Source organism: Pseudomonas emilianonis, from assembly GCF_023072625.1.
Classification (GTDB): domain Bacteria; phylum Pseudomonadota; class Gammaproteobacteria; order Pseudomonadales; family Pseudomonadaceae; genus Aquipseudomonas; species Aquipseudomonas paraveronii.
The window spans coordinates 1-10,595 of the sequence record NZ_JAKNRV010000176.1 but is presented as its reverse complement, the minus strand read 5'-3'; the positions used below and the strand labels follow the sequence as shown (position 1 = coordinate 10,595).

Sequence of the window (10,595 nt, the reverse complement as noted above, 5' to 3'; positions counted from 1 at the left end):
AGAGCCGGCCCCCGAAAGCGCACTCGCTGCGTTTATCGAAACACCGCCGGTCCAGGTCGATGCGCCGCCGCAAACCGTCATCGGCAGCCTGTCACTGCCGCCCGTGCAGGAAGTGCCGGACCCGGACGAGTTGCAAGCGGACTCTGTCTACGCCCTGCCCGATTCGCCGGAGCCGTCCTACAGCTCCGTGGCCAAACACATTGAAGACACCTTGCTTGGCCTGCTGGAAGACCTGTCCCTGCCCGAGCGACACCGGCCCCAGGCCGAAGCCATGCGCGAACGCCTGGCCCATGGTTTGAACTGGTACGAACTGCTGCCGATCCTCGACGATCTGGCCACGCTGATGCTGGCGATCACCGACAGCGGCCAGCATGAGTTCGAGGCTTACCTCAAGCAGCTCAACGAACGCCTCGAAGCGTTCCAGGGCCATCTGCAGACGGCCAGCGAAGGCTATGCCGACAGTCGCTCGGCCGCCCGGGAGCTGGACACGCAAATCCGTGAACAGGTCGACGGCCTGCAAAACAGTGTGCAGGACGCCGCCGACCTGGACAGCCTCAAGCAGGTCCTGGAAAGCCACCTTGAAGGCCTGCTTGGCACCATGGACCAGCACCAGCAGCAACGTGACCAGCGCGAGCAGGAAGTGGCGGAGCGTTTGAAAGGGCTCGCGGAGCGCGTCGCCAATATGGAACAGGAGGCCCAGGGTTATCGCGATCACCTGGAAGTGCAGCGCCAGAAAGCCCTGATCGATCCGCTCACCGACTTGCCCAACCGTGCGGCCTGGAGCGAGCGCCTGGACCATGAGGTCAACCTCTGGCATCAGCGCGGCAATAGCCTGTCGCTGGCAATGCTGGACCTCGATCACTTCAAGCGTATCAACGACGGCTACGGGCATCTGGCCGGCGACAAAGTGCTGAAAATCATCGCCAACGTGCTGCGCAAGCGCCTGCGTCCTGGCGACTTCATTGCGCGATTCGGCGGTGAAGAGTTTGTGTTGCTGATGCCCGACTCCTCCCTGGCGAATGCCCTGGCCGCTGGCGAGGCGTTGCGAACGGCGATTGAAGTCTGCCCGTTCCACTTCAAGGGCGAGCCGGTGACGATCACGGTGTCGATGGGCGTGGCACAGTTCCAGCCCGGCGAGCGCAGTGACCTGGCGCTCAAGCGCGCCGACGAGGCGTTGTACCGGGCCAAGGCGGCGGGGCGTAACCGGGTGCAGGCGGCCTAAAAGATGTTCCATTTTGTAATTTGACGTGCGGGCCACAAACGGTACGTTACACTGTTGCATTATCGTCTTCAGCGTAACGTCATCCGCCATGAAATCCGTGTACTTCGCCTTTATGTTCCTCCTGCTCACCGGCTGCGCCAGCGGCCCGCGCCTGGATACCAGCCACCCCTCGGCCAACCACGACAACCGCGTGCAGTTCGTGGTTGTCCATTACACCTCGACCAACCTTGAACGCTCCCTGGCGCTGCTGACCCATGGTCAGGTCAGCAGCCATTACCTGATCGGCGACGACGCTTCGGGCACCATCTACAAGCTGGTGGATGAAAGCCAGCGCGCCTGGCATGCGGGGGAAAGCGAGTGGATGGGGCGTACCTGGCTGAACTCCAGCTCCATCGGGATCGAGATCGTCAACCCAGGGTTTCGCGACACGCCGACGGGCCGTGTGTGGTACCCGTACTCCGAAGCTCAGGTGCAATCGCTGGAGGTGTTGCTCAAGGACATCAGCACGCGCAATGGCATTGACCCCAAAAACATCATTGGTCACAGCGACATCGCGCCGCTGCGCAAGCTGGACCCGGGGCCGTTGTTTCCGTGGAAGCGCCTGGCCGAGAAGGGCTTGGGCGTCTGGCCCGACGCGCAGGCTGTGGCGCGCTACCAGGCGCAGTACGCCACGGATCTGCCGAGCATCACCTGGTTCCAGGAAGCGTTGGCGCACCTGGGCTACCAGACGCCGCAGACCGGTGAACTGGACGTCGCCACGCGCCATGTGATCGCGGCGTTCCAGATGCACTTCCGCCCTGCGCTGTTCGATGGCACGCCGGATGCCGAGAGTGCCGCGATCCTGCGCGCCCTCGACCGGCGTTAATTGCTACAGCGGTAACGCCATATAGAACTGCGTGCCCTGCCCCGGCCGTGAATACACGCCCATGCGGCCGCCATGCAGTTGCACGATCTCCTTGCACAGCGCCAGCCCCAAGCCGGCGCCGCCTTTCTTGCGGCCCACTTGCACGAAGGGTTCGAAGATGCGGCCCTGCTGGCCATAGGCGATACCTTCGCCGTTGTCCTCGACGCTGATAATCACCCGCTCGCCATGACGCCGCGCCTGCAGGCGGATCTGCCCGCCTTCGGCGGTGTGGCGCAGGGCGTTGCCCAGCAGGTTGTCGAGCACGCGTTCCAGTTGCACCTGGTCGGCATACAGTCGGGGCAGGTCGGGCTGGGGTTCTACCAGCAGTTCGATGTGTTGCGCATTCGCCGGTTCGGCGAAGCGCGCACGCGCATGCTCCAGCAGGTCGGTGACATCGCACGGGCCCAGGGTGAGTTTTTGCATGCCGTTCTGGTAGCGCGAAAAGTTGAGCAGGTCGTTGATCAACTGCATCAGGCGCTGCATTTCTTCATTGACCGTATCCAGCAGATCCGCTTCACGGGACTCCGCAGGAAACTTCGCGCGTTCGCGGAACAAGCCGAAGGCCATGTGCATGCCGGTCACCGGCGTGCGCAATTCGTGGGAGGCGCGCAACACGAACTCGCTGCGTACCCGCTCAAAGGCGCGCTGCTCGGTGACGTCATGTAGCACCATCACTGCGCCGAGGATATGCCCCTGGGTGTGGCTTACCGGCGTCAGGCTGTAGGTCAACAGGCGCAGTTCGCCCTCGACTTCCACCTCCAGGTCGTCCGGCGCCCGCTCCAGGTTGCCGCCGCGCAGCACCAGTTGCAGTTGATCGTCCATTTCCGGGCGACCCAGCGCATCACCCAGGCCCTGGCCGAGACGTTCCTCGTCCCAGCCCAACTGGCGCTGTGCGACGGGGTTGAGGTGCTCCAGGCGGCCTTGCCGGTCAATCATCAACAGGCCGTCGTCGATACTGTCGAGCACCGCTTGCAGGCGCTGCTGGCCCGCCAGCAGCTCATCGACATTGGTTGCCTGATGCTGGCGCAAGGCTTCGGCCATGATGCCGAAGCGTCGGGTCAGTTGGTTCATTTCCGCTGCTGAAGAAATGGGCAGCGTCACTTCGAAATCACCTTGCCCGATCTTGTCGGCGGCCTTGGCCAGCGCTTCGATCGGCCCGCCAAACCGTCGGGCGATGCCATGGGCGGTAATAAAACCGATGATCAGCACCGCGAGGCCTACCAGCCCCAGCAGCCCCGCGATCAACAAGGCGCGCTCGCGGGATTTATGCTCGCTGGCGCTGATGTTTTCCAGGGCCTGCTTGTGCTCGGCGATCAGGCCGTTGCGCAGAACATTGAATGTTTCGGTGATTTTCTCTTTGCTGCCGGGCGGTGGGGACGCTTGTTGAGATTCGTCAAAAGCCGCCAGCAAGCGCTGGTAGTCGAGCCGGGCCTGACTGAAACCGCTGCTATGCCCGTCTCGCTGTTCGTGGGCAATGCCTTGGTCGAGCAGCTCGAAGTAATGCTGTTCCGCCGCTTGCAGTGCCTCCGGATTGGGGCGTTGTTCGAGCATCATCATCAACTGGTCGCCCAGGCTCTGGCGCAGCTTGAGTCCCAGGTCGAGGGTGATGAAGTTACTGCGAATCGATGACTCCTGGGTCTTGGCCATCTGCATCACGCTGACCAGCCCCAGGATCAACCCCAGCAGGGCGACGGTGATCAGCGCGGAGATACTCAGGAATAACCGAGTGCGCAGTTTCATCGCTAACTTCATAAGGTACAGCTCACAGGTTGTACTGTTTGCGTTTGCGGTACAGGGTCGACGCGTCGATGCCCAGGGTGCGGGCAGCCTGATCCAAGGTGTCGCTGGTGGCCAGTACGGCGCCGATATGCGCTTTCTCCAGTTCGTCCAGGCTCAACGCCGCACCGATACGGGGTGCATTGTGGGTCGGCTGTTCGGCCATTCCGAGGTGGCTGATTTCGACCTTTTCCTGCGGGCAGATAATGCTCGCGCGTTCCACCACGTTGCGCAGCTCGCGGATATTGCCCGGCCAGCGGTAGTTGAGCAGCGCCTCGCGTGCTTCATCGCTGAAGCCCCGCGCCGGTCGGGCGTATTCCTTGACGAAGCGGGCGAGGAAGCGGTCGGCCAGGGCCAGGATGTCTTCGCTGCGTTCGCGCAGCGGCGGCAGGTGCAAGGTGATGACGTTGAGGCGGTACAGCAAGTCTTCGCGGAAGCGGCCGTCGCGCACCATGTCTTCGAGATTCAGGTTGGTGGCCGCAAGGATGCGTACATCGGCGCGCCGGGTAACCGGGTCGCCTACGCGCTCGTATTCCTTGTCCTGGATAAAACGCAGCAACTTGGGCTGCAGGGTGAGGGGAAAGTCGCCGATCTCGTCGAGAAACAGCGTGCCGCCGTCCGCCTGGTTAACCCGGCCCAAGGTGCTCTCGCTGGCGCCGGTAAAGGCACCGCGGCTATGGCCGAACAGTTCGCTTTCCATCAACTCCGCCGTCAGCGACGGGCAGTTGATGGTGATGCAGGATTTTTTCGCGCGCTTGCTCCAGCCGTGAATGGCGCGGGCCAACTCGCCTTTACCGGTGCCGGATTCGCCGAGGATGAGGATGTTGGCGTCAGTCCCGGCCACTTGGCGCGCGGTTTCCAGCACCACCATCATCGCCGGGCTGTGGGAGTCGAGGCCGTCTTTGGGTTGGCGTACTTCGCCTTCCAACGCCTCCAGGCGCGCGGAGAGCTGGCGCACTTCCAATTGCTTGGCGGTGGCCAGGCGCAGTTGGTCGGGGCTGCACGGTTTGACCAGATAATCAGCCGCGCCGGCCTGGATCGCATCCACCGCAGTGTCCACGGCGGAATGCGCGGTCACAATCACCACGCGCATCCACGGCGCCTGGATGCGCATCTGCGCCAACACATCCAGGCCGTTGTCCTCGCCCAGGCGCAGGTCCAGGAAGCACAGGTCGAACACTTGGCGTTGCATCAGGGCATCGGCCTGAGCGGCGCTGTTCGCGGTGGCTACGGTGTAGCCCTCATCTTCCAGGCAATAACGGAAGGTACGAAGGATCGCGGATTCGTCGTCCACTAAAAGAATGCGGCCTTGAAGTTCCTTGGCTGATTCCATTTGTCCCGCGCTCCTGAATATGAATGATGGTGTTTAGTCCCGGAATAATCGGGCAAGTTGCATGGTTCATTCTGATTGATAAAACGCAACGTCGTGCAGCTATCTACGTGTATCCCTACAAGGCCCGCACCTGCTGGCGTTTTCATGCCTTCTTGCCACTTCGGCAGTGCGCTATTGGCTTTCTATCCACCCATCCGACCACTGGTGATCGTGCATTTCGCACGGCGTCCAGGTGGCCATCGTGCAGGATGCTGGGCTTCGTGTTGATCAAATATATTTAACTGATTGATTTTGTTAAGTTTTATTTTGTAAAAAAGCTGGCACGCCCTCTGCAATAGCTCTCCTAACGAATAATCAAAATGCGGGAGAAAGCAGCATGACTCGCCAAAGCCTCGCTCAACTGTGTGTATCGCCAGTGCGATTGCAACAAGGCCTGTTCGCCAGCCTGGCCCTGATGGTCACGTTGATTGGCGGCCAGCAGTTGCAGCATTGGCAGCAGCAGACCCCGCATTTCGAACGTCCGGCAATGACCCAGACCCATTTTCGCTCCATTGATAGCCGTTCCGTTGGCAGCGTCTCTGCCGATGTAACGGCTCCCCAACTGCGGATGGTTGACCAGGCGTCTGCCCTGGGTGAACTGCCATCCCAGGAACGTTGGGTGTTCTAGGCAACAAAAGATCGCTTGAGTTGAGCGATTGCACAGCAGTACCGCTGTCACCCCTAAAAAAGCGTAAGGAGAATCACCATGTTGAGTTGGGCAATCACATTTCTGATCATCGCCATTGTGGCTGCAGTCCTGGGCTTCGGTGGTATCGCGGGCACTGCCACGGGTATCGCCAAGATTCTGTTCGTGGTCTTCCTGGTGATGTTCGTCGTTTCGTTCTTCTTTGGTCGTCGCGGCCGAGGCTGAATATGACCACTTTGTCTCTCAACGCTGTGGCTGCCGTCCTGCTTCTGGGCGGCAGCGGTTTGGCGATGGCCGCTAACGACGGTCAGACCCGGGCCAACGAATTGCTCAGCGCGGACCCGCAGTACCGTGAAACGTGGCAAGGCGTGGTGAAGAAAGAAGAGCGCCTGCCGGAATGGGTCATGAACCTGTCCGGCACGGCCGAGCAAATGAATGCCGTTGAAGAAGATGGCGACAAGTACTTGGTCGGGCCTCTCTGCGAAACCGCAGACACCTGCCTGAACAAGCGCCTGATCGTCGCCTTCAGTTATGACAAGGAAGATGCCTACGCCATGTTGGTGGAAGTCCCGGCCGGCCTGCCGGCGGACAAGTCTCCAACGCGTCACGCCGATTACCGGTTTATCGGTAAGCCGGATGCAGGCATGCAAAAGCTGCTGATGGAGCAACTGAAGAAAGATCCGAATTGGTACTAGGTCCCGTCTGACGCATCTGTCGTCTGCGGGGCCGGCGTCCATAGAAAGAAGCCCGTGCGCTTCTTTCTGTTTGCATCGCCCGCCAAGGGTGATGCATGGCCAGGGGGCCGGGTTGCTCTGATCCGTCGAGATCGGCGTGACCTACGGGTACAGGGAGTGCCTGCGCAAGGGCCGGGCCAGGTGAAAAGCTGCGACGCAAGTTCACACGCTCTCGAGCTTGCTGGACTTGCGGCGGGCTTATGACGTTCATCCCCCGCCTCTCATACTGCTCTTAGCCGAGAATCTGCTTTTTGCCCGCGCCTAACCATTACTGGGTATGTCGTGGCGACCATCTATCGAGAAAGTTTCGTTCACGCTATAGGACATTTCAGACAACAGCCCCCTGAATACACAGGCATTTTTGCGAATGCCTTCAGCTTGTCCTGAATCTCTAAGCGACCCTGATTTGACCGGTTCACGGCATATTCGCCGGGCAAAATGTCGCATTTGAACTGACCGTTCGGTCAGTTATTATGAAAAAAAGCCATGCCGATTCGGCATAGGGTAGGCGTTTACGGCATTAGACGTCGCCCCCTTGCATGGGAATAGTTGCGCCTTTTTTCGCCTGCCAGTAAGCCATTTCGGCCATGCGGCGGTGACTTTCTACGGAGGCAGATGCACACACTTTTTCGCTTCCGGGCGTTGCAGCTGGCGCATTTGCCTTAAGTTCACTTGAAGTAAGGGTAATGACATGAAGAAGGCAAAGCTAAGCCTCGCTTGGCAGATCCTCATCGGTTTGGTGCTGGGGATCGCAATCGGTGCCGTGCTCAACCATTTCAGTGCTGAAAAGGCCTGGTGGATCAGCAATGTGCTGCAGCCAGCGGGCGATATCTTTATCCGCCTGATCAAGATGATCGTGATCCCGATTGTGATTTCCTCGCTGATCGTCGGCATTGCCGGTGTAGGCGACGCGAAAAAGCTCGGTCGAATCGGCGTCAAAACCATTCTCTACTTCGAGGTCGTCACCACCATCGCCATCGTGGTCGGCCTGTTGCTGGCCAACCTGTTCCACCCTGGCACGGGCATCGACATGAGTACCCTGGGTACCGTGGATATCTCCAAGTACCAGGCGACTGCGGCGGAGGTGCAGCATGAACATGCGTTCGTCCAGACCATCCTCAACCTGATCCCGTCGAACATCTTTGCCGCCGTCGCGCGTGGCGAGATGCTGCCGATCATCTTCTTCTCCGTGCTGTTCGGCCTGGGCCTGTCGAGCCTCAAGCCTGAACTGCGCGAGCCGTTGGTGACGATGTTCCAGGGCGTGTCCGAGAGCATGTTCAAAGTCACCCACATGATCATGAAGTACGCGCCTATCGGTGTGTTCGCGCTGATCGCGGTGACCGTCGCCAACTTCGGCTTCGCCTCTTTGCTGCCATTGGCCAAGCTGGTGATTCTGGTTTACGTCGCCATCCTGTTCTTTGCCTTTGTGATCCTGGGCCTGATCGCACGCCTGTTTGGCTTCTCGGTGATCAAGCTGATGCGCATCTTCAAGGATGAGCTGGTGCTGGCCTACTCCACCGCCAGTTCCGAAACCGTGCTGCCGCGTGTGATCGAGAAGATGGAAGCCTACGGCGCGCCGAAGGCCATCTGCAGCTTTGTGGTGCCGACCGGTTATTCGTTCAACCTCGATGGTTCGACCCTGTACCAGAGCATCGCGGCGATCTTTATCGCGCAGTTGTATGGCATCGACCTGTCGGTCGGCCAGCAACTGATGCTGGTGCTGACCCTGATGGTCACCTCCAAAGGCATCGCCGGTGTGCCGGGCGTGTCCTTCGTGGTGTTGCTGGCCACCCTGGGCAGCGTGGGCATTCCATTGGAAGGCCTGGCGTTCATTGCCGGTGTCGACCGCATCATGGACATGGCGCGTACTGCCCTCAACGTGATCGGCAACGCCTTGGCGGTACTGGTCATCTCCCGTTGGGAAGGCATGTACGACGATGCCAAGGGCGAGCGCTACTGGAACTCCCTGCCGCACTGGCGCACCAAGCAAGCGCTGCCGGTCGGCGAGGCCAGCCGCGGCTGAGGTCTGCCTGATGCGCACAAACCCCGGTAAATCCGGGGTTTGTCGTTTCTGTCAGCCCCGCTATCATTCGCCCCATCTTTCGGGGGATTCAACTGATGCTCAATGGCCTGTGGCTTGGCTTCTTTGTCGTAGCAATGGTGTCAGCACTGGCGCAATGGCTGGTCGGCGGTAACGCCGGGATTTTTGCGGCGATGGTGGAAAGCATTTTCGCCATGGCCAAATTGTCGGTGGAGGTCATGGTGCTGTTGTTCGGCACGCTGACGTTATGGCTGGGCTTTTTGCGCATCGCCGAAAAAGCCGGGATCGTCGACTGGCTGGCCAAGGCCCTCGGCCCGCTGTTTCGCCGGCTGATGCCGGAAGTGCCGGCCGGCCACCCGGCCATCGGTTTGATCACCCTCAACTTCGCCGCCAACGGCCTGGGCCTGGACAACGCTGCCACGCCCATCGGCCTGAAAGCCATGAAAGCGTTGCAGGAACTCAACCCGATCCCCAATACCGCGAGTAACGCGCAGATCCTGTTCCTGGTGCTCAATGCGTCCTCGCTGACGCTGTTGCCGGTGACCATCTTCATGTACCGCGCCCAGCAAGGCGCAGCCGACCCGACGCTGGTGTTTTTGCCGATCCTACTGGCCACCAGCGCATCGACCCTGGTGGGCTTGCTCTCGGTGGCAGTGATGCAGCGCCTGCGGCTGTGGGACCCGGTGGTGCTGGCCTATTTGATCCCGGGCGCATTGGTGCTGGGCGGCTTCATGGCGTTGCTGGCGACCTTGTCTGCCACGGCGCTGGCCGGGTTGTCGTCGATCCTTGGCAACCTGACGCTGTTTGGCCTGATCATGCTGTTCCTGCTGGTTGGCGCGTTGCGCAAGGTGAAGGTGTACGAGGCATTTGTCGAAGGGGCCAAAGAGGGCTTCGACGTGGCCAAGAACCTGCTGCCGTACCTGGTGGCGATGCTCTGCGCGGTGGGCGTGTTGCGTGCGTCCGGTGCGTTGGACTTTGGCTTGGAAGGCATTCGTCATGTGGTCGCCTGGACCGGCATGGACACGCGCTTCGTCGACGCGCTGCCGACCGCGATGGTCAAGCCGTTCTCCGGCAGTGCCGCGCGGGCGATGTTGATCGAGACCATGCAGACCCAGGGCGTCGACAGCTTCCCGGCGTTGGTGGCGGCGACGGTTCAGGGCAGTACCGAGACCACCTTCTATGTATTGGCGGTGTATTTCGGCTCGGTAGGCATTCAGCGGGCAAGGCATGCGGTGGGCTGTGCGTTGCTGGCGGAGTTTGCCGGTGTGGTGGCGGCGATTGCGGTGTGCTACTGGTTCTTTGGTTAAGGCTTGGATGGCTATCGGGAGCAAGCTCCCTCCCACATTTAACCGTATTCATCCTGACAAAACGCGGTTAAATGTGGGAGGGGGCTTGCCCCCGATGAGGCCCTCAGCGTTTCGGCGCAGTGTTGCCTTGCGCCACCACCCAATCCACCACCTGCTTGTTCAACTGATCCCCCGCCAGCCCAAACCCGGCCACCACCGCTGGCACTTTGTTGTCGCTGACCGGCTGGCGCACTTCAAACCTTCGGCTGGCAATGATCCGCTGATCACTCCCACGCACCAGCCGCGCATCCAGGCGAATCACCACTTCCACCGCGCTGTCGCGGTATTCGCTCTGGAACGCCTGCAATTGCCCGCCCAGCTCGTAGTCGGCCTGCAGGTTGGTCTCGTCGCTACTCAGCAACGTCACCCGGCCATCGCGCTGGAAGCCGTCCATGAAGCGGTTGCGCAGCAACACCGGTGCCGAGTCGCTCCAACGTGAGTTGGCGTAGCTGCTGATCAGATCACCCTGGGGCACCACGGCAATGCGCGAGCTGTCGAGGAACTCGCTGGTCTGCGGCTTGGTCACGCGCAGCGACCAGGCTACCGGCGCCGCT

The 10,595-nt window shown here is 60.7% G+C and carries 10 protein-coding genes; 7 read left to right on the top strand and 3 right to left on the bottom strand.

Annotated features, from left to right (window positions below; genetic code table 11):
• Together L9Z73_RS17670 and L9Z73_RS17665 are read left to right on the top strand one after the other, a co-directional pair.
• Window positions 1-1,222, top strand: a 1,222-nt coding sequence (locus L9Z73_RS17670) for a GGDEF domain-containing protein (protein WP_247403446.1), incomplete at its 5' end; no start/stop codon positions are given.
• A gap of 88 nt (window positions 1,223-1,310) precedes the next feature.
• A complete protein-coding gene (locus L9Z73_RS17665) occupies window positions 1,311-2,087 on the top strand; it encodes an N-acetylmuramoyl-L-alanine amidase (protein WP_247403443.1) in 777 nt (258 codons plus the stop codon).
• 3 nt (window positions 2,088-2,090) lie between these two features.
• Here the strand turns inward: L9Z73_RS17665 and L9Z73_RS17660 are convergent, their stop codons facing one another.
• Together L9Z73_RS17660 and algB are read right to left on the bottom strand one after the other, a co-directional pair.
• The gene (locus L9Z73_RS17660) at window positions 2,091-3,878 is read right to left on the bottom strand and encodes an ATP-binding protein (protein WP_247403440.1); all 1,788 of its coding nucleotides are present in this window, start codon (window positions 3,876-3,878) and stop codon (window positions 2,091-2,093) included.
• A 10-nt stretch (window positions 3,879-3,888) separates the two neighbouring features.
• Complete coding sequence (algB, locus tag L9Z73_RS17655; protein WP_247403437.1) at window positions 3,889-5,235, bottom strand: sigma-54-dependent response regulator transcription factor AlgB; 1,347 nt, start codon at window positions 5,233-5,235, stop codon at window positions 3,889-3,891.
• 376 nt (window positions 5,236-5,611) lie between these two features.
• Between algB and L9Z73_RS17650 the strand changes: the two genes are divergently transcribed.
• The 5 genes from L9Z73_RS17650 to L9Z73_RS17630 all read left to right on the top strand — a co-directional run bounded on the left by L9Z73_RS17650 (window position 5,612) and on the right by L9Z73_RS17630 (window position 10,002).
• On the top strand, window positions 5,612-5,902 hold the full coding sequence (locus tag L9Z73_RS17650; RefSeq protein ID WP_247403435.1) for a hypothetical protein: 291 nt from the start codon (window positions 5,612-5,614) through the stop codon (window positions 5,900-5,902).
• A 78-nt stretch (window positions 5,903-5,980) separates the two neighbouring features.
• Complete coding sequence (locus L9Z73_RS17645) at window positions 5,981-6,145, top strand: DUF1328 domain-containing protein (protein ID WP_002555679.1); 165 nt, start codon at window positions 5,981-5,983, stop codon at window positions 6,143-6,145.
• A gap of 2 nt (window positions 6,146-6,147) precedes the next feature.
• Window positions 6,148-6,615 carry an inhibitor of vertebrate lysozyme family protein gene (locus tag L9Z73_RS17640; RefSeq protein WP_247403432.1) on the top strand — a complete coding sequence of 156 codons (468 nt, stop codon included), beginning with the start codon at window positions 6,148-6,150 and terminating at the stop codon, window positions 6,613-6,615.
• Window positions 6,616-7,345: 730 nt separating this feature from the next.
• Window positions 7,346-8,677 carry a glutamate/aspartate:proton symporter GltP gene (gene gltP, locus L9Z73_RS17635; protein ID WP_247403429.1) on the top strand — a complete coding sequence of 444 codons (1,332 nt, stop codon included), beginning with the start codon at window positions 7,346-7,348 and terminating at the stop codon, window positions 8,675-8,677.
• Between the two features lie 95 nt (window positions 8,678-8,772).
• Window positions 8,773-10,002 carry a nucleoside recognition domain-containing protein gene (locus L9Z73_RS17630; RefSeq protein WP_247403426.1) on the top strand — a complete coding sequence of 410 codons (1,230 nt, stop codon included), beginning with the start codon at window positions 8,773-8,775 and terminating at the stop codon, window positions 10,000-10,002.
• 103 nt (window positions 10,003-10,105) lie between these two features.
• On the opposite strand, the gene L9Z73_RS17625 is transcribed toward L9Z73_RS17630, so the two are convergent.
• On the bottom strand, window positions 10,106-10,595 hold a 490-nt coding region (locus L9Z73_RS17625; RefSeq protein WP_247403423.1), incomplete at its 5' end, for an ABC-type transport auxiliary lipoprotein family protein.

Coding starts and splice junctions, on each gene's coding strand:
- L9Z73_RS17665 (WP_247403443.1), top strand. CDS start 1,311: ATGAAATCCGTGTACTTCGCCTTTATGTTCCTCCTGCTCACCGGCTGC.
- L9Z73_RS17660 (WP_247403440.1), bottom strand. CDS start 3,878: ATGAAGTTAGCGATGAAACTGCGCACTCGGTTATTCCTGAGTATCTCC.
- algB (WP_247403437.1), bottom strand. CDS start 5,235: ATGGAATCAGCCAAGGAACTTCAAGGCCGCATTCTTTTAGTGGACGAC.
- L9Z73_RS17650 (WP_247403435.1), top strand. CDS start 5,612: ATGACTCGCCAAAGCCTCGCTCAACTGTGTGTATCGCCAGTGCGATTG.
- L9Z73_RS17645 (WP_002555679.1), top strand. CDS start 5,981: ATGTTGAGTTGGGCAATCACATTTCTGATCATCGCCATTGTGGCTGCA.
- L9Z73_RS17640 (WP_247403432.1), top strand. CDS start 6,148: ATGACCACTTTGTCTCTCAACGCTGTGGCTGCCGTCCTGCTTCTGGGC.
- gltP (WP_247403429.1), top strand. CDS start 7,346: ATGAAGAAGGCAAAGCTAAGCCTCGCTTGGCAGATCCTCATCGGTTTG.
- L9Z73_RS17630 (WP_247403426.1), top strand. CDS start 8,773: ATGCTCAATGGCCTGTGGCTTGGCTTCTTTGTCGTAGCAATGGTGTCA.